Genomic DNA, 18,156 nt, shown 5'->3' with positions numbered 1-18,156 from the left:
TGTCTGCTGTGCGCTTAATTATTAACAACTGCATGCCACTCTCTGGCGTGCAGTTGTTTTTGTTTGGTCATGTATTGCTCTTATACCACGCGTTTGAAAGGGTGGCTTCTTGCTTCGCGGGGCTTAGCTGTGATTCTTATTCGGACGTGAAGCAGAGAAGGAACAACCCACCGTCTACCTCGGTTAGCATTACCATCTCTTTCTCGGTGAGGGTTTGTATGCGCGAGTTGCGCAGTAGCATCGGGCCTAGGGGTATTTGGGTGTCTATGTCTACACGCTTGTTCTTAACGCTCCACTTGCCGTTGGGGAAGTTCCACTGCAAGGGGGAGGTAACGGTAAAGTTGAACTTGGAGTTGGGCAGGAACTCGAAATGCTTCACGGCCTTGTTGACAAACATATCGTAGGGGTTTGTGCTAGTGTGGCCTACGATGATGCGCGAACGCTTTTGGTCGGACAGCCACTTGTGTTTTTGCAAGCCTTGTGCAATTTGTTCGTCGGAGTATTGCTCTTCGGCGGCGGGCAAAGTCAGGTTTTTCACCTCGGCACTGGTGGCTCCGCTTTTCACTACCAGTTTCAGTTTTTGTTCATAGCCGGCCAGCAGGGGCAGCTTAAAGGTATGTGTACCGTTCTTGTCTGCTGTGGCTTGGTCTAGTGCTTTACCCCTATTAACGTCTAAAACCAGGCTTAGCGATGCCTCGGCTGGGGCATTGGCCACGCTCACGGTGGCGGTGTTGGCCTTGGTGTCTACGGCCACTTGCACCTTCAACTCCTTGGGTTCGGGTTTCGGTAGTGGCGCGTTGCTGTTGTCTTCGTTAGAACACGCGAATAAGAATATGGTGCAAAGCAGCGCCTGCATCCATAGTAGGGAGCGAATTGCTTTTTTTTGCATAATGTTGTGTTGGTTTATGAGTTTATGAGTTTTTTAGTTTATGAGTTCATGAGTTTTTTAGTTCATGAGTTTTTTAGTTTATGAGTTTATGAGTTTTTTGGTTTATGAGTTTATGAGTTTTTTTAGTTTATGCGTTTTTTAGTTTATGCGTTTTTTAGTTTGTGTTTTTTTGGGGGCTTATGATTTTTCTTTGTGTGTGAGCTTATGCGTTTATGCGTTGGTGAGGATATGGGTTTGTGGCTTTGTACGAACGTGGTTTTACGGGTTTACGAAGATGTGGGTTTGTGCAGGAATGGGTTTGTTTGGCTGCTTGTTTGCTTGCTAGTGCGTTGGCATATCAACTTACAGTCGGCTTACTGCCCCCTCGTTCCGCAATCCCCTTCGCCCCCCTCCCTTGGTGGGAGAGAGGGGAAGGGAATGTTTGTTTTGTTCATTTTGTTGCCGTTTTGCTAGAATGTGTTCGATTTTACTTCGCAACTTCATAACCATTCTCGTTTGTTTTAACCCATTTGGGGTAGTTTACCAATTCTGTTTTGGTTTTATCCACACTTAGAAAGAAGTCGAATTCGCCCTTAAAGTTGCTTCGTTTAAGGTTCTTGGGGAAGATAATCCGCTTAATTGGGTTGACAAGATCATCATTTATCCTTAAAAACCTAAGATTGTCTAAGCCCGTAAGGTCTAGAACATCGGTTTTTATCGAGCTTAAATCTAGCTTTTCTATCGTGGTTGGCATTTTTATAAGCTCAATCCGGGGCATGTCCGGCCTACTTTCTTCCATGCCGCTTGTCCATCCAAAATACAACTCACACCTTTTTAGCTTGGTATGGCTAAGGTCTAACGTCTTAACGGGGTCGATATAGCTGAGGGGTTTGAGAACAAGCGAGTCCAAGTTTTCGGGGTAAATGGTGTTGTCTGTTATGAATTGTTGGACTTCTAGCTCTCGCAGGCCTTGCACTTTGGTATAGTCTATCTTCGTTCCTACCTTGATATCTGGCGGGCTGCTGGCAGGCAGGCTCAGAGACGTAACGGCGCAGGGTATGTCTTGGGGCAACATGGGCCACGTGTTAAAGTTGTATACCAGTCGTTTCAGCTTGTTAATCTTGTCTAGGCCCACTATTTTCGCTTTTTTCTGCCTATTGCCCAGGGACAGTATCTCGAGGGTGTCTAGATACTGATTGAGCTTAACCTCCTCTACTTCATGTTGCTTGCTGTCTGGCTGATAAATAGAGAAATAGTTAATGCGGCTAGCACTAATGTCGAACGTGCGAATACCCTTGTTGTTTGCATCAGGATAGGCAGTGATGGTTAAACTGCGCACGTGGGGATTGGTAACTTTTATGTCGGGTTCTAGGATGTTGCAATCCTCGAACTGCATCTTGCGCGCCCTCGGGGTGTTGATGGTGGCCGCATTGTATTCGCAATAACTTGCTTTAAACATAGGGAACACGTTTGTGGGAGCTTTTATTGCCGTGAGATCGCAATTCTTAAACTCCATCCATGTTATCTTGTCGTTCTTCGAGAAGTCGTATCCGCTTACGTCTATGCGCTTAAAGGGACGGTTGGGGAACCAAAGTGTGTAGTCGAAATTGCCGCTTTCAAAGATAAGCCTCACCTCTTCTAGCTTTGTAAGCTTGTCTAGGTCGAGCATTTTTGTTATCTGCGCCTCGGATATGTAAATGCTTTTCGTGTTTGGAAAGTTGGCCGCTCCCCACAACGTAACGTCTTGTCCCAGGCCTTTAAACTCGGCATACTGGTTGAATTGCAGAATATGCTCTATCTTTTCCGGCGGCAGGTTCTCTTCGTTTTTCATCTTTAAGAAGAGCGAGTCGCCGTTGGGCAAAAGGTATGCGAAGCCGTCTTTGAGGGCTTTTGCGTGGTAGAAGTTGATGATGCGTTCGCCCTCTTTGCGGTTAGCCTCATCGGTAAGCTTGGGCAAATTGGCACGTGCCTGCTCAAAGCGGTAAGCTCGGGCGTAGTCGGTAACGCGCTCTTTGATGAATTCCTGGTATTGGGCGGTGTTCTCGTTCAGCTCTACATCGTCTTGAACGACGTTGAGCAAGTCGCCCTTTTGGCACGAGTTCAGCACCAGTGCCAGGGCCATTGTGGCGGCCAGTGTGATATATGTTTTGTTCATTGTGGCTTTGTGTTAGGGTTGTGTCAACGTTTTTGCGGTTTCTCTAACGCCTTTAACATCGGTTAAAGTGGCGATGGGCTGCTTGAGCATGAAGAGATAATAGGTTTCTTGTGGCGATGAAATGCGGAACCATGCGCCCGTGTTTGTGGGCTTGATGTACTCGATGATGTAGTAATAGTTTTTCCAAACCTTCACGGCATCGCCGTTGTCGTTGCTGAGTAGCACGTCGAGCGGGCGTTGGTCTGTTGGAACACGGAAGAGTTCTTCGCCCACACTGATGAACGGAAGCTCGTTTGTTTCAACGATAATTCGGTTGCCTTGCGTGCGCCAAGTGCCTTTCACCATGATGGTTTTGTCTTCAACCTGCGATGCCCAGGGGCGGAACGCCGTCTCTTTAACGACAGATGGAATGTCTATGTACACGTTGCCGTCTTGTGTGAAGTTGAATTTCGCCCCGTAAACAAGGGATGGTGTCTTGGTGAGGAAGTCGTTAACGAAAGTTGTTCGGATGGCCAATTGGGGTATTTCGAATTTACTTTCCGATTCGCTTGAATAGGGCGACATCTCCCAAGCGGTGTTGTTAAACAGGCCTTTGTCTATGGGTTGGCGGCTAACTTGCATGCCGTCGAACCATGCTTGCCCCATGTTGCGCAGATCGGGAAACTCTGTTGGCGAGCCACCTTCCAGCACCGAGCCTCCGTTAAAGAAGTCTATCATCATCACGCGGTTTCCAGTGTCGATGTATGCGCGTATCATGGCCACGTTGTCTTTGGTTTGCAGGTCCATCACCTTCACGCGTAAGGTGGCATATCCCACGGGTGTTTTGGTGTCGATGATAACGGTGTTGGGGTCGGTTGGCGATGTTTTCCATTTGCCCCTGCAAAGAAGGAATTGGTGTTTCGTAAGCGGTGGATAGAAGATGAGCGTGGAGGTGCCGTCTCTTTGCAGCTCCATACCCAGCCATGCCATAGAGTAGAGCATGCCTTCGAATGGGGTAGAGGCCTTATTGCCGAAGTTGGTGCTGCTCCACGAGTCGTTGGGAATGTTCAGGTTCACGTCTTTAAACCATGTGGTGGAGGTGAGTTTCTGCACCACGGGGTTGTTCAGGTCGGGCACGGTGGCCTCTTGGTGTACATCTATAACGTTGCGTTGGTCGCATGCAGCGAACAAAGTGGCGAGCGACAAGGCCGCCAGAACGATGTGTTTCATTATATGCGGGGTTTTAAATGTTAATTTCTATGGCCGCCGATAGATAGCGGCGAGGCTGTGTGAAGCGTGCGAGCGACTTGCGCCCGTCTTTAAAGAAGAGGTTGATGTTGCCCAGCAGGGCGGGGTTGGTGAGCTGCCGCAGGTCGTCCCAACGGTGATATTGGGTGTCGAAGAGATTGTACACGCCCGCCCTCAGCGTGATGTGGCCACCTATTTTATAATAGGCATAGAGGTCGAAGGTGTATGCGTTCTCTAAAAATGCGGCAGGAAAACGGCGAATAATGTCGCGTCCGGAGGCATCGCGGTCCCAGAATGTGGTTTGCGAAATGGGCTTGGCGAAGTGGAAATTCATCTTGGCGTTAACCTCCCAACGCTTATTTGCACTGGTGTAGGCTAGCCCAAGGTTTCCGGCAAGCGGCTGAACGCTGAGCATGCTCATGCCCGAGGACGACTCGCCCTGTGCGTAACTCCACGCCGACGACAGCGAAATGCCACGCAAGACGGGCCACCAAGCATCTGGATACAGTTGCAGTGCGGCATCGAAACCTACAAGATGGGCGCGGTCGCGGTTAACGTTGGTTACGTAGGCCAGGCGTTTTTCGTGCGACATAAGTGGCTCGCTCACCGTGAGCAGGCCTTGCCGAAGCTCGATAAAGTCGGAGTAATGGTTGTAATAGGCACTGAACATGTAGGCCAGGGCATTGGTTTTGCCTGTTATTTCCAACTCGTGATTGATGGATTTTTCGGGCTTCAGGTCGCGGTTTGCCATCACAAGGAACGAAGGCCACGTGCTGTAGAACTGGAAATATTGCTCTTCGATGTTGGGTACTCGATAGCCTGTGGAGAACTTGTAGGCCAAGTTGAGCCACGGTTTGGGCGTATATGCCAGTACGGCCAGCGCCGACAGACCACCCTGGGTGTTGCGTATCGGACTGAAATCCATGTTCGCTCCCTGCACGTTTTGCAGCAGGTAGGCAATGTAACCCGTGTTGCGCGCCTGCGTGTCGGCATCGTCTGTTGTGCGAAAGAGGTCGTAGCGTAGGCCTAGTTTAAGGTTCAGCTCGGGCGAAAGCGTGGCTTCGTCTAGCAGCGACAGGGCCAAGTTGAACCGCCTGATGGGGTTTACAAAGGCGTAAGCTTCGGCCGTGGTGCCCATGCTCTCGCCCAAAAGGTACACCTTTCCGTGCCTAACGGTGTAGCCGTCTACGTTGTTTGCGGCTACGGGATTTTCCACATCCACGTTGCGCGAGCTGTAATTGCGCAGCGAAGTGGTGGCAGTTAGGTTTAGGCTGTGTTGGCCTAGCGCGCCAAGAGGCAGCTTACGGGTGTCGGCCGAGAGACGTAACAGGGCGTCGCCAATCTCTTGTGCGCGGTATTTGTCGCGCTTGCCCTCGTGCAATAGGGTCATGTTGCCGTTGTGCTTGTCGAAGTTTGGACGATAATAGTCGGTCCACGTAGTGGCGTCGAGATACGAAACCTGATAGTGTAGCCTGGCAGCGAACTTCTTAACTAGTGCTTCGTCTGACGTGAAGCGGTAGCCGGCAGAAGCCTGTCGGGTGAGCGATTGGTCGTGCGAATAATAATAAGGCTTGCCTTCTGCCGTGAAAGCGTCTATGGGTTCGAGTGTCCAAACCTCTGCATCAGCCTTTCGGTTCATCGCGTAGAAAGTCGCATCAATGCGGTGGTGCTCGTTGGGCGCATAGGCCAGTTTGGCCAACCAGGCGTGTTGTGCAAAGGAGGTGGGGTCCGTTTGGGTAGAGGTGATGTTGCGGGTTCGCGCTCCGTGGGCGAAGTTTCGCAACTCGTTGCCGTCGCGGCGGGTAACCATGAGCAACGCTTCCCATTGTTTCCACAGGGCTGCCGCCCCTCCGATGAACGAGCGTAGGTTGTCTTTGCCGTTATATCCTGCGTGGGCGAACCCGCCCCATTGGCCTTTCGTTATCAGGTCGCGTGCGTTTTTGGTGTTGTAGTTCACCGTTCCGCCCAGTGCCCCGTTGCCAGATACGAACGAGTTTGCACCCCTTTGTATCTCTACCGATGAGGCTAGGTAGGGGTCGAAGTCTATCCGCGAGGCGTTGGAAAGGCCATACGAGCTGAATACGACATTGTCTTGGATGTCGGGTTGTAATATTCCGTCTACGCTTATTGCCACCCTGTTGGCCTCTACACCGCGCATGGCGAAGCCCCGCATGCCGCCGCGCGACCCCGATATCGACACGCCCACGGAGGGCATGTAGCGCACAAGGTCGGTCATGTCGGCAGGCATTTCCACTTTAAGTTGCTCCGCCGTTTGCTTAATCATGCCCACGGCACGCGCTCCGCGATTGGCTTTCACCACCACTTCCTTAATGTTGTGCGCACGTGTGGTGTCGTTAACGACGGCTTGTGCGCTGACAGTTGCGGGCATGAAGCACGCAAACAAGAGTGCCCAGGCAAGCAAAACGCCTGGCTTGCGGTGCGCCAACGCGGCGCGGATGGTTTGCCCACTAAGGGCATCGGCAGTTGTATGTGAATGTCTTTTCATCCGTTTATCAGCGTTAGTTTCTTGGTGTAGGGCTTCATCTTGATGGTTCTCCCATCGGCATTGAAAGGCGTTCCCACCGCTATGGGAACTTGCGCGCCGTCTATGAGGATAGACTTGAGGGCAAGTTCGAACGTGGGTTTCGACCCTTTCTGCGTTTTTCCGCCGGGTAACAATATGCTGCCGCCATCGGTTTGCGTGAGGTTGAAGACGAACGAAGCCGTTGTTTCGCCCCAGTTTAAGAACCTTGGCGGCACGCGCTTAAACGTTAACGTGTGTTCATTGGCGCGGTATTCGTAAAGCAGACCGCGCAGGGGAATGCGCAATGTGCCCTCCGTTCCACCGTTGTCTGTGGGCAGGAGCAGTTCGGGTTGTGAAAAATTGGCCACCTCGTTGTGCAGGTCGAACCACAGGTAGGTGTTGCTTTCGTCTATCACGAATATCTTCGAAAGCAGCAAAGCGTTGTCGGCATCCATCTCAGAGGGTTGCGCCTGTTGGAAAGTGTCGTTGTCGTCTAGCTCCCGACCGATGCATCCCGATAGGGAAAACAACAGCGAGAGCAGTGCGGCTAACAACTTAAACTGTGGCATTCGGTTCATTTCTTAGGCGTTAGGGTTATTTGCTTAAAGGGTTCGGGATAGCTTGTGTCGAACGTTTTGTCGGCATACGAGGTTAGGAATTGCTTGATTTGAACGAACAACCCGATGCGGGGTTGGCTCAGTATCAGCTTGTCGCCGCTGCGCTGATAGGTGAACTCGTAATACCATTCGCGCTTCACATCACCATACCCATCAGAGAAGTTGGAAGTATTCTTCATTGGGATGCGGAAGAATATCTTGTTGCCGTAGGTGGCGTAGCGCATGGGCGTTTCGCTCATGTTAGCTTCGAGCCAGTCGCCATCGCCGTTGAAGCGTTTGCTGTATTCCTCAACGGCAGGCAAAAGAAAGAAACGTTGGGCCTTCACTGTATTGTCGGCATTAAGCGTAAAGTCGAAGGCGAACTCTTTCATCGACTTGTACACGCCCTCGTTCAGGTCGGCAACGTTTTCTCGAATGCTGTCTATGTCGAACGTCCAGGTCCATTGTGTGCCGGTGATGTCTTTGGGTGGAGCTTGTGTTTTGCTGCTCAATTGGTCTACATACTTCTGTGTTTCTTTGTCTATCTGCGCCACAAGTTCTTTCAACCGTTGGTATCTCTCGCCGCTACGCAGGCGGTAGGGCAACTCGTAGAGCGTGCTTCCGCTCGAGATGAGCAACTGGTTGCGCGCAATGTACATGTCGAACAGGGTGTTTTGGCTCATCTTTGAAGGTACGTCGCGGGCGTCTCTGTTAAGTCTTACGGCAATTTGCACCAGTGTTTGAAAGGCGCGGACGTCGTCGTCGGCCAAAAGATTGTGGTCGTCGGTAACGAGATCGCTGAACACTAGCTGGTTAAACTGCTCCTCTGCTTTGTCTGGCGACTCGAACGCCAGGTTGAAAAGTTGGTCGAATTTGTCGGCCAGTTGCTGTTTGGCCACAAGTGCGCGCTCGTTCTCGTCTAGTTCGGATGTGGTGCAGCCTACAAGGAAAAAGGCGAACAGACCCGTAAATGCGATGGCAAACCAACGCTGGGCTTGGATGAGAGCATTGTTTGAGTTTGGCATAGTTGTTCTATTTTTTATTTAGTTTATGGTGGTGTAGTTGTCAGTTCTGTTGTTTAGCCGCTTCGACATTCACCACCACAGGCAAGACGTTGGGCAAGATACGCAGAACAAGCTTGTTGTCTTTCCACGTTCCTTCGGCAGTAGCTTTGTCGGTTTCAAACCCATTGGGGTTTGGGATGGCTATTCCACCAGGCAAATGCTTTGGATCTACCGAATTCCCGTTGTGAGGCGCAGCCTTAAAATACCCCTTTATTGACTTAAGTGCAACGGCTCCGTTCTCTCCTGGGGTGGCAACGAAAGTAAAATCGACGGTCATGTCGAAAGGCATGCGTGCCGTTTCGCTAGGTTTGCCATTTCCATCAAGGAAAGGTGCGTTGAAGTTCTCGTAGTGCATGCGCACTTGTTGCGTACCTGCCACGCGCTCTATATATATGGTGTGCGGGCCTTCGGCCATTTTCTTGTTACCCATTGTGGGAGCTATGGTGGCCTTGTATGTACCTGCCATGCTATTGACAACTGCTTCGCTTACACCTTCGTTGTCGTCTGATTTGCTACAAGCTGTTGTAAGACTCATGGCCAGGGCGAACATGATGAACAGCGCAGAAAGATTTTTTAAACTTGTAATTCTCATTTATCTATAGGTTTTTAGCCCCAACATAAGATGGAGCAAGGTGAATAATATTGGCTGACGTATGGACAAACATATTGTTTGCCACGTGTTTTCGGCGTAGGTACAGCCGTTTTCCATGCACCGATAAGCAGTTATGGCGTTGGTATTTGCTTCTTACCGTGCCACCTGATTTTCATTGGAACGGGCAACATCAGGTCGATGATGGCGTATATTTCGCCTTTCGATTTGATGTAAAAGCCCTCCATTTCGGCATCGTCGCTTTCGGGAAGGGGCAGCCCGATGGTTTTTCCGTGGTCGCTTGTATGCACCGAGCCGTCTTTGCCTGCAAGGCGGATGGTGTCGCTAGGCGTATCGGTGAGCAACAGTTTCATGTTTATCGACATGTAGAGCGGCATGAACTGGGTGTGGAAATCAACCACACGAAGTTGCAACCACCCGTTGTTGTTCGCTGTGAGCGGCACTATTGCATCGCCGCCTGTGAAGTAGAGGCGAGGCGTTACGCGGTCGGCATCGTAGTAAATAAGGTCGAGCCGCGAGTCGTACAGCCCTGCCACAAGTTTGGCTTGCGCTTGGGTGTGCAGGTTAGAGTCGGCATATTCGTTGCGGTTGGGCAGCAGTTGGTCGGCCCGTTCCAGGTCGGGCGAGTGCATGTCGTCGGTGCATGACCCCACAAGCGTTGTTGTAAGGAGGGCAAGTGCAAGCCCAATGGCCGCCCCGCGCAGTTGGGATATGTTGTGTGCAACCATCCCTAAGCCCGTTTTCGCGCCACCATCGAGATGGCTTGGATGTTCTTGTCGTGCTTCCTAAATATGCTCCGCATGTGCAAAATGCGCTTTCGGGCAGGGGCATTGCGAAGCATGCGCCAAACGATGCGCAGGAAACCGCCCCATCCTTCGTCGGCCACCACGCGGCGCCATTCTAGCAGGTGCATGGGGCTTTGTTTTGTCCATACCACCTCGAAACCGTTTTCTTCAAGCACGGCGCGCCATGCAGAGAGCGTTAGTGGGCGCACATTGGTCTTGATGCTATGTGCAAGGTCCTTCTCGATGGTGCGTTGTAGCTCGCTGCCCGCATCGTCGGGGCAGATTACGATTTCGTGAATGGCGTACAGTCCGCCCGCTTTCAGCAGTCGTGCCGCCTCTCTTACGATAGCGTTTTTCTGCGGTGCGCTCTGCATGGTGAGCATCGCCTCGCCGTACACCTTTGTTGCGCAGGCATCGGGTAGCCCTGTTTGTGCGGCATCGGCCGCCACTACGCGCATGTTGGCATAGCTTACGTTGTGCCGAACACGGCTGGCGGCCTCTTCGTTCAGCTCTACGGCGGTGTACGAGTGTGGCTTATGGGCTACGGTTAGGCGGGCCGTTTGTCCCAATCCTGGTGCAAACTCCACCACGTCGTCCGTCTCGTTGATGTTCATTGCCTCTAACATTTGGGCGGTAAGTTCGCGTCCTCCTGGTCTAAGCACCCTTTTTCCAAGTTTGGCAAGCACCCAATGGCCTTGCTCCATGTTCATTTTTTTCTCGGTCATGATGGTTATATGTTAAGTCTAACGGTGTAAAACATTTCTGTTGATTAAGGCGGCAAAGCCTACATTTGCCACGTTATGCCCCCAAATATGCAGCGCGGCTGGGCGGGAATGAAGAATGCCATCTGCTTTGCAGAGAAGTTGGGGAAGGGGATGGGCGGGTTATGTATCTCGTCGCTGATAACGTAGCTGGAGGCGTAACGGCTGTTGGCCACGTTCTTCATCTCTACGTACAGGCTGATGTTTTTGCCCAGTGCGTAGGCCGCACGCACGTTCCACACGCGGTATGCGGGCTGAAACATGGTGTTGGTGTGGTCGATGGGGGTTTCGCCTGGTTTCCATTCCACTTGTGCCGCAATGCTAAGACCGCACGAATGCTCGTATTCGGCCGACAGGTTCAGATAGTGTTGGGGTATGCCCGCAAGGCGTTTGCCCTGGTATTTGCCGCCGCTGAAACGGAAGTCGCTGAAATCGTACACTCCACCAAGGGTAAGCTTACCCGCGTTTGTGCCCCAAGGATTGTCGGCAACAACGGCGTTCAGCCCCACTTCCACACCCTGATGTAGGGTTGTGGGATAGTTCTCGGTGCGCTTGATGCCGCGCACGTAGTCTTTAACTTCTAGTATTTCGTTGCGTACCCACGAGCGGTAGGCGGCCACATTCCACGAAAAGCGTGTTGTCCGTCCCTTGCTTCCCAGTTCCAGGGTGGTGGCCGTTTGCTTGTCTAAGACAATGGCGTAAAGCCGCTTAGGGCTGGTGTTGATGTTGGTTGTTACCTCCGTGCCAACCAGTTCGTCGAAGGTTGGCGGCTCGTAACTTCGGCTTAGGTTGCCAAACAGCTGCACGTCTTCGCCTTTAAAGGGACTGTATATCAGTCCTATGCGTGGGTTGAAAGCCGTCCAGTGTTGGTTGAGCGTTGTGCTTTGCGAACGAAAGTAGCGGTACTTTTTCGACATGTGGCTGTACCACGGCCGAAGGTCGGGTTGTGGAAAGCGGTCGCTGCTGTTGCGCTCGTTGTACACAAGGTGGGCATCGGCCACGAAATTCAGTTTCGACGTCAGCCTGATCAAGTCTTCTGCAAAGAGGGTCAGGTTGCGCGCTTGCAGGTCGTCGTGGGCAAACATAAACGATTCTAGCCCGTCTTTATTGATATAGGTGCGGCGATCTATTTGTCCTGTTGATGCCACAAGGCCTGCACGCAGGTGGTGTTTGCCCGTGTTGAGGCGGTAGCTGACGGTCAGTCCGCCATCGTGATGGTACGAGTGGGGGATGGAAATGGTGATGGGAAACACAAATTGGTCGTCGGCATATTGGTAATACACGGCAGCCACGAGGTCGCTGTTGGCGTTGAAACGGATGCCCGTGCGGTTGGCCACGCGTATCATGCGCGCAAAGCGGCGTGGCTTATCGCGCAACACGTTTGGCCCCATGCTGAAAGGAAGGTCTACGCCGGCGTTAACTTGCTTGGGGTTGTCCATCAGTTGCTGCATGTTGAGCGGCCCTGGAAACTGGAATTTCAGCCAGGTGAAGTGCAGGTACGTGCGGTTTTCCACATGCCTGTTGGGATTTTGCAGCCCATAGTTGGCCGCAATGCTCCATCGGGTGTTGTGGTTGTAAAGCCTGTGCCCGTCTTGCGCGCTGTACGATGTGCTTATGTGGGCATCGCTTGTTTGCCAGCGGTAGCCCATGCTTGCAGCCACAGCCCTGTAACCATAACTTCCGCCTTCTGCCTTTACGAGCATGTTAGCCCCATGTTGCTTGTTGGCCGTGGGCGAAACGAAGTTGATGGCTCCGCCGAGGGTGCTTGCACCGAAGTTTAGGGCGTTGGCTCCTTTAAACACTTCAACGAAATGGGCCGTCATGGGGTCCATCACGCCGATGATGTAAGAGCCGTCGGCAAAGTTTACGGGTATGCCGTCTTGCAGCAGGTACACGCCTCGGCGTTGTGGGTTACTCTGGATGCCCGAACCGCGGATGTTGAGTCGGGGTTGGTCGTTCAGACCGAAGAACTCTTGAATGATAACGCCTGGTTGCATGGCCAACGCATCTTTCAGCGTGGACAGACGTTGCCGTAGGGGCGACATCTGCACCAGCGATGTGCTTCCGGCAATGAGCCGTTGCTCGTTTAGGGCTTGTGCCACGGTGGGTTGCGTTAGCTGTCGGGGTGCCAGCACGTTTACTTCTTTGAGGTTTACCACGCGTGGTAGCGTGTTTCGTACCTTATCGGCTTGGGTGCTGTCGTTGTCTGTGGCGTTTGGGAGGGCATGGTGTAGATGGTATGGTGGCCTTACCGCCATGCAACTCATCACGGTGAACCAAAATGCTAAACCAAGCTTCAAACGTGCGTCCATCTTTTTTGCTAATTTTGTCGCAAAAGTAGAGTTGCAAACCAACATGAAGGGTAACAAATGTTACCGAAAATGCAAAATACCTACTTTTAGGTAGGCTGATGAAAAGCCCAGGAAAGAAGGTGCTAATGGCTTCAATGCTATGTTGATAGATGTGCTTTGTTTGTGTTCTTTTTTGTATGAAATTTCCTGACATGTTAAGTCTATAGCTTAGGGAAAGATAATACACAAGGCCAGTAAATGCATGTTTTGCTTCTACCACGAGTGCCGGTAGCAAAAGTCTATTGCCACACTTTGGCGCACCCTTTAGAGCATATTATAAAAATAGCTCGTTGTGCAAGGCATTGTTGAGTAAAATATTTGTAACTTTGCCATGCACGTCGAAGTATTGGGTTTGTGTGTTGTGACGCAGCGCATAGCAAAAAACGATGCTCGTCATGCTTATTTTGGTTGTGCTGCCCTATAAGTGGGCCTTTTTATTGGCGAAATGGCGCTGCACATGGATGATGTGGGCTTGTTTTTACTCCTATAGGGACATTAGCCGCCTACATGCAACCGAAAGATAAACAGCATAAAACGTTTGACAAGCGGAGTAACTATCCCTTGCGCTTAATATAAAGTCTAAAATTAGTTCGAAAATTATGAATATAAACAAGATACTCGCCTTTTTCAATAGGCTTTCTCATACCAAAATCGTTGGTAAAAGTGCGTCTAGAGAGTATCGCAATGTGCAACGCCCCCTTCACACGCCCGCATTTCTCAAGAGCTTAAAGGCCGATGAGGTGTTTGTGTTTTTTCGTTGCAGCAGAGTTGTTCTTGATGGCGATGCAGTTGACGCCCTAAAACTGCCTTATGGCGAAACTGCTACACAGTACGTTGGCATGCAAGGTCAAAGTTATTCCATACCCATTATCGGTTATTCTGTGGGTAGTAATTGGCCATATGTTAACGAGTTTATTGATTATGCCCGTCAACATCCCGACACATTTTTCTATGTATCCATGGCAGGTATAGGTTCTAACCAGCTTGATGTGAACTTGGTAGCTCAGCTTTTTGTCAATGCTGTACACTTGCCCAATGTGTGTCTGCCTAAATTGTTTGTGCGCCACATTGCAGCCTATCCTGCTATTAAGGCTCCCAAGTCTTATCGCTTGGCTAAATATGGTCAATGCCGAACCTTGGCTGATGTGGTAAAGACACTTAACACACAGTATCATTATGGCCGATATAAAGACTTAAAAAACGATTTAGAGCAGGTTATTAAAGACTACAAGCGTAGAAAAGGGTTTGATGTTGAGGCTGCAAACCTGGTGGTTAACACGCTAGAAGCATATGCCGAAAAACTTTTTCGTGATGGAAAATTTAATGTAGAACAGTTTGATAAATTGCTTGATAACCATTTTATAGCCGATAAATTCGCTAGTATAGACAGACTTTACACGCGGCGTATGTGCGCTAAGCTGGTGGATATAGTGCAATTACTCAACGATATTTGCAGATATAACAACATTAAGGACCTGCAACACGATCTTTCTCTCGTGATGAATGGTGAAGAGGGCAACCAACCTGCAAATCTTTCTGATGACTATGGCGGACCCGACCCCACGCCAACAAAAAGCTTTGTTGGGTGCTTGTTAAATTTATGGCCTAAGTTAACCGTAGAAGGTGTGCTCAACAACGACCTCTTGGAGCAGGTGATGTTTACCAACCATCAAGAAGAGTTAGCTCAAAAAGGTATTCGAGCCGTTATCGAAGAAAGTTTTCGCGACGACGACCGTTGCTCTTTTGGCATATATCGACCTATAGCGCGTGGCACTGCGCCAATATATATTGAGGACAATATGGCTCGAACCTATCGCAAAAGCTGTCTGGACTCTTCGTCCCTTGCGTTTAATCAAAAGTTTGAATTTTATGCTGTGAGGCCCATCTTGGACAAGAAAATAGAAGAGGGAGAGTATCAAATTTTGAGCAAGAGGTATTATGTGCCCATGAAAGATTTTGATAGACCCGTGTTTGATAAGTATGTTGGGCGATTAAGCTTTCCTAGCATGATTGAAAAAACCGAATTTATCAACCGTAATAGGGCCTACAATAGAAATGGAAATTTTTGGTAAGCACATTTTGCTTAAACGTAGGGGTTGCAATCTCATTGATGAGCCTGGTAAACCCATTCCGCCACAGGTAAATATCTTTGTAAAGGTAACTAAAGGTTGCAATGCACATTGCCAATTCTGTTCCAATGCAGCAAGCCCTCATCCGCAATCGGCGTTCAGGTTAGATAAACTTTCGGCTGTAATCTTCGAATTGCACAACCGTGGCATTAAGCTCAATAGGCTGAATATCACAGGGGGCGAACCGGCTATGGTGTCGCCTTTGGTGCAGCAGATATTGCAGATGATGGAGCAGCCCGAATTTTCAAATATTCACATGCATCTCAATACTAACGGCCTTTTGTCTCAATCGCAACAGCTTATGACGCATTCGCGATGGGATAGTATTTCCATGTCGTTGCATCATTACCAGGCATCGGCACTCTCGCAGTTGTATGGTTGCACCATTACGCCCGATGCTTTCAGGTTCGAAGGTGTCGATATGCAAAAGGTAAATGTTAGCTGCAACTTGATTCGGGGCTACATCGACAATGCACAAGAGGCCCACCGCATGTTAGATTTCGCACTGTCGCTGGGTGTGCCACGCATTGGCTTTGTGGCGTTGATGAAACTAAATCAATATTGCTGCGACCATTTTGTTGACCTAGAAGAGATTTTTTGGGAGAAAATCCCACATGTGTATTTCACCAATTCGATGAATCGCGGTGCGCATTGCAAGTGTAGCAACTATCTGTATAACAAAAATTTGAAGATATTAGAGATCTACATGCGCAACTATTCCGATCCCACTTACTGTGCCTCGTCACTGGTTTTCGATGGTCAATATCTTCGCCAAGGTTTTCATCAGCATAATATTATCTACTGAGATGAGCATAAAAACTGTTTTTAAGGCAAGAAAACACAACCCCCAATTCAATACCTCTTATCCTTTGTCGCCATGCGATTGGATAGACTATCGTGTGCCCGCACCCCTGTCGTTCGCGCAAGATAAAGCCTTGTCTTTTTACATTCACATCCCATTTTGCAAACAATTGTGTTTGTTTTGCGAATACACCCGCATGGTTTGCACAGATGTGCAGTTGCAAACGCATTACCTTGAGGTGCTGGCCAACGACATTGCTCAGTTTAAGAAGGGGCATCCTGGCATGGAGTTGCAGGGATTCGACCTTGGTGGAGGCACCCCCACAGCGTTGTCGCAAGACAATTTCAGTAGGCTGATGGATGTGTACGATGAGGCAGTGGAAGGTCTTACTTTGGCCAACGATTACGAACCTAGCATTGAAGCCACCTTCAATACCCTTACTCCAGAAAAGCTTCAGCGCATGGCACACAGTGGCATAAGACGGCTCTCACTCGGTGTTCAGTCGGCCGATGTGGGTGTTCTTTCTTCTCAACATCGTGAAAATGTGGCTCAAGAGGTTATGGCCAAGTGGATGAACGAGGCTTATCGGGCAGGATTAGAGAAAATCAATATCGACCTGATGTATGGACTCAAAGGGCAAGGAGAGGCGACAATAGCACGCGACTTGCATGCCATTGCCCAACTTATGCCCCAGCAAATTACGCTCTACGAATTGCGCACCAATATGCTTGCTCATAAAGATGTACCCGCCAAAGAACAACTTTATCATGCCTATCGCCGTTATTACGAGGCGTTTATAGCTCTTGGTTATCATGCGCAATTTGGGCAAAACACCTTTTCTTTGTGCAAAACCGACCTTGGGGTGTCCTCATATTTAAGGGCGCGAATGGTGCATGGTGCGTCGTATAAAGGGTTCGGGCTCTCTGCACAGAGCATGAGTAAAGAGGGCATTGCATACAATTGCGGTAAAAACAGTTCGCAGCTTAGCGCCTTCATTCGGCAAGATACATACGCCGAAGCGGATGTTTATCAATTGCCACAAACCCAATTGGCGGCTAAGTATATCGCCATATCGGGCTATTTCGGCTCGTTTTCGTTGGCCAAAGTGCTAGCCGTTAACGACTCAGAGTGGCAAAGACGCGTGCACGAAGCACTTACATTCTGTCTAAACGAAGGCTTGGTTTGCATCGGCGGGGGAGGGGAAAGGGTGCAAATCACCGAAAAGGGATTTCGTTATTATGGCGCAGTGCTGTCGTTGTTTTATCTAGGCACGTAAGATATGCAGGGCTTGTAACAAAGTGCGGTTGCACGTAAATAAGCGAGGTGAAGATAAGCATTGGCTGTATCAAATGCCTTTATTTTGATAGTTTTTGGGTTTACTGGTTTTGTAAATTCTCAAAATATAGAAATTAATTGTTCTCTTTTTAAGTGGTTTCTCCCTTTATATAAATAAGGTGTATAGTATATATTGTTTCACAAAAATGTTTTAAAGTGTTAAAATATTGATGTTTTTGAAGATTTATTCTGCAAAAGCTTTGCGGGTATTGGAAATCTTTATACCTTTGCATCCGCTTTCAGGAACGAAGTTATCCTGAAGCAAATGAAAGAGTTCATTGAAAGATTTACATAGACAGTAGTAGTACAAGAGCAAATGCACTTGATTTTTGAGTGTATTTGGGTAGAACATAAAGAACCGTTGATTCTCCTTTTTATAGGGTTAATCAAAACAGGTGAGTGAACTACAATAAATTAGGTGCTCATTCTGATAGGATAATGCCTTTTAGGCATAAAACTTTTAGCGTTGTGCTTTATTTTTTGATAGAGCATAATGCGTAGACATTTTACAATGGAGAGTTTGATCCTGGCTCAGGATGAACGCTAGCTACAGGCTTAACACATGCAAGTCGCGGGGCAGCATAGTGATTGCTTGCAATTACTGATGGCGACCGGCGCACGGGTGAGTAACGCGTATCCAACCTACCCTTTACTACGGGATAACCCGGCGAAAGTCGGACTAATACCGTATGTAGTCCATTGACGGCATCCGATTTGGACCAAAGGCTTAGCGGTAAAGGATGGGGATGCGTCCGATTAGCTTGACGGCGGGGTAACGGCCCACCGTGGCAACGATCGGTAGGGGTTCTGAGAGGAAGGTCCCCCACACTGGAACTGAGACACGGTCCAGACTCCTACGGGAGGCAGCAGTGAGGAATATTGGTCAATGGGCGTAAGCCTGAACCAGCCAAGTAGCGTGCAGGATGACGGCCCTATGGGTTGTAAACTG

Annotated in this window: 13 protein-coding genes and 1 rRNA gene; 4 read left to right on the top strand and 10 right to left on the bottom strand. The window is 49.6% G+C overall.

Going from position 1 to position 18,156, the window contains the following annotated elements:
- Nucleotides 1–136: 136 nt before the first annotated feature.
- The 10 genes from QME03_RS08555 to QME03_RS08510 all read right to left on the bottom strand — a co-directional run bounded on the left by QME03_RS08555 (nt 137) and on the right by QME03_RS08510 (nt 12,902).
- Nucleotides 137–889, bottom strand: a complete 753-nt coding sequence (locus QME03_RS08555; RefSeq protein WP_281724095.1) for a hypothetical protein — start codon at nt 887–889, stop codon at nt 137–139.
- A gap of 466 nt (nt 890–1,355) precedes the next feature.
- Complete coding sequence (locus tag QME03_RS08550; protein ID WP_281724094.1) at nt 1,356–3,023, bottom strand: hypothetical protein; 1,668 nt, start codon at nt 3,021–3,023, stop codon at nt 1,356–1,358.
- A gap of 12 nt (nt 3,024–3,035) precedes the next feature.
- The gene (locus QME03_RS08545; RefSeq protein ID WP_281724093.1) at nt 3,036–4,232 is read right to left on the bottom strand and encodes a hypothetical protein; all 1,197 of its coding nucleotides are present in this window, start codon (nt 4,230–4,232) and stop codon (nt 3,036–3,038) included.
- 13 nt (nt 4,233–4,245) lie between these two features.
- Entirely contained in the window at nt 4,246–6,756 is a 2,511-nt protein-coding gene (locus QME03_RS08540; protein WP_281724092.1) for a TonB-dependent hemoglobin/transferrin/lactoferrin family receptor, read from the bottom strand.
- Complete coding sequence (locus tag QME03_RS08535; protein ID WP_281724091.1) at nt 6,753–7,343, bottom strand: hypothetical protein; 591 nt, start codon at nt 7,341–7,343, stop codon at nt 6,753–6,755. The genes QME03_RS08540 and QME03_RS08535 overlap by 4 nt, the downstream gene beginning before the upstream one ends.
- Nucleotides 7,344–7,348: 5 nt before the next feature.
- Nucleotides 7,349–8,395 carry a hypothetical protein gene (locus QME03_RS08530; RefSeq protein ID WP_281724090.1) on the bottom strand — a complete coding sequence of 349 codons (1,047 nt, stop codon included), beginning with the start codon at nt 8,393–8,395 and terminating at the stop codon, nt 7,349–7,351.
- Between the two features lie 40 nt (nt 8,396–8,435).
- Complete coding sequence (locus QME03_RS08525; RefSeq protein ID WP_281724089.1) at nt 8,436–9,026, bottom strand: hypothetical protein; 591 nt, start codon at nt 9,024–9,026, stop codon at nt 8,436–8,438.
- A 131-nt stretch (nt 9,027–9,157) separates the two neighbouring features.
- Nucleotides 9,158–9,772 carry a hypothetical protein gene (locus QME03_RS08520; RefSeq protein WP_281724088.1) on the bottom strand — a complete coding sequence of 205 codons (615 nt, stop codon included), beginning with the start codon at nt 9,770–9,772 and terminating at the stop codon, nt 9,158–9,160.
- Nucleotides 9,773–9,774: 2 nt separating this feature from the next.
- The gene (locus QME03_RS08515; protein ID WP_281724087.1) at nt 9,775–10,554 is read right to left on the bottom strand and encodes a class I SAM-dependent methyltransferase; all 780 of its coding nucleotides are present in this window, start codon (nt 10,552–10,554) and stop codon (nt 9,775–9,777) included.
- Between the two features lie 59 nt (nt 10,555–10,613).
- Nucleotides 10,614–12,902: a TonB-dependent receptor family protein gene (locus tag QME03_RS08510; RefSeq protein ID WP_281724086.1), complete on the bottom strand. Its 2,289-nt coding sequence runs from the start codon at nt 12,900–12,902 to the stop codon at nt 10,614–10,616.
- A gap of 638 nt (nt 12,903–13,540) precedes the next feature.
- Here QME03_RS08510 and QME03_RS08505 point away from each other — a divergent pair.
- From QME03_RS08505 to QME03_RS08490, 4 genes are all read left to right on the top strand, one after another.
- Nucleotides 13,541–15,013, top strand: coding sequence for a hypothetical protein (locus QME03_RS08505; RefSeq protein WP_281724085.1), 1,473 nt, complete (start codon nt 13,541–13,543; stop codon nt 15,011–15,013).
- Nucleotides 14,997–15,875 (top strand): radical SAM protein, encoded by an 879-nt coding sequence (locus QME03_RS08500; protein WP_281724084.1) that lies wholly within the window; start codon nt 14,997–14,999, stop codon nt 15,873–15,875. Before QME03_RS08505 ends, QME03_RS08500 begins: the two co-directional genes overlap by 17 nt.
- 1 nt (nt 15,876) lies before the next feature.
- Entirely contained in the window at nt 15,877–17,148 is a 1,272-nt protein-coding gene (locus tag QME03_RS08495) for a radical SAM protein (protein ID WP_281724083.1), read from the top strand.
- A gap of 567 nt (nt 17,149–17,715) precedes the next feature.
- Nucleotides 17,716–18,156 (top strand): 16S ribosomal RNA (locus tag QME03_RS08490); the annotation flags it as partial.

This window comes from Hoylesella shahii, assembly GCF_937990675.1.
In the GTDB taxonomy this organism is placed as follows: Bacteria; Bacteroidota; Bacteroidia; order Bacteroidales; family Bacteroidaceae; genus Prevotella; species Prevotella shahii.
This window is presented reverse-complemented; position numbering and strand designations above follow the sequence as displayed.

What these genes read in the sequence shown, in the direction of transcription:
- QME03_RS08520 (WP_281724088.1), bottom strand. Translation starts at nt 9,772, where the DNA reads ATGGTTGCACACAACATATCCCAACTGCGCGGGGCGGCCATTGGGCTT.
- QME03_RS08540 (WP_281724092.1), bottom strand. Translation starts at nt 6,756, where the DNA reads ATGAAAAGACATTCACATACAACTGCCGATGCCCTTAGTGGGCAAACC.
- QME03_RS08550 (WP_281724094.1), bottom strand. Translation starts at nt 3,023, where the DNA reads ATGAACAAAACATATATCACACTGGCCGCCACAATGGCCCTGGCACTG.
- QME03_RS08545 (WP_281724093.1), bottom strand. Translation starts at nt 4,232, where the DNA reads ATGAAACACATCGTTCTGGCGGCCTTGTCGCTCGCCACTTTGTTCGCT.
- QME03_RS08500 (WP_281724084.1), top strand. Translation starts at nt 14,997, where the DNA reads ATGGAAATTTTTGGTAAGCACATTTTGCTTAAACGTAGGGGTTGCAAT.
- QME03_RS08510 (WP_281724086.1), bottom strand. Translation starts at nt 12,902, where the DNA reads ATGGACGCACGTTTGAAGCTTGGTTTAGCATTTTGGTTCACCGTGATG.
- QME03_RS08535 (WP_281724091.1), bottom strand. Translation starts at nt 7,343, where the DNA reads ATGCCACAGTTTAAGTTGTTAGCCGCACTGCTCTCGCTGTTGTTTTCC.
- QME03_RS08525 (WP_281724089.1), bottom strand. Translation starts at nt 9,026, where the DNA reads ATGAGAATTACAAGTTTAAAAAATCTTTCTGCGCTGTTCATCATGTTC.
- QME03_RS08495 (WP_281724083.1), top strand. Translation starts at nt 15,877, where the DNA reads ATGAGCATAAAAACTGTTTTTAAGGCAAGAAAACACAACCCCCAATTC.
- QME03_RS08515 (WP_281724087.1), bottom strand. Translation starts at nt 10,554, where the DNA reads ATGACCGAGAAAAAAATGAACATGGAGCAAGGCCATTGGGTGCTTGCC.
- QME03_RS08505 (WP_281724085.1), top strand. Translation starts at nt 13,541, where the DNA reads ATGAATATAAACAAGATACTCGCCTTTTTCAATAGGCTTTCTCATACC.
- QME03_RS08555 (WP_281724095.1), bottom strand. Translation starts at nt 889, where the DNA reads ATGCAAAAAAAAGCAATTCGCTCCCTACTATGGATGCAGGCGCTGCTT.
- QME03_RS08530 (WP_281724090.1), bottom strand. Translation starts at nt 8,395, where the DNA reads ATGCCAAACTCAAACAATGCTCTCATCCAAGCCCAGCGTTGGTTTGCC.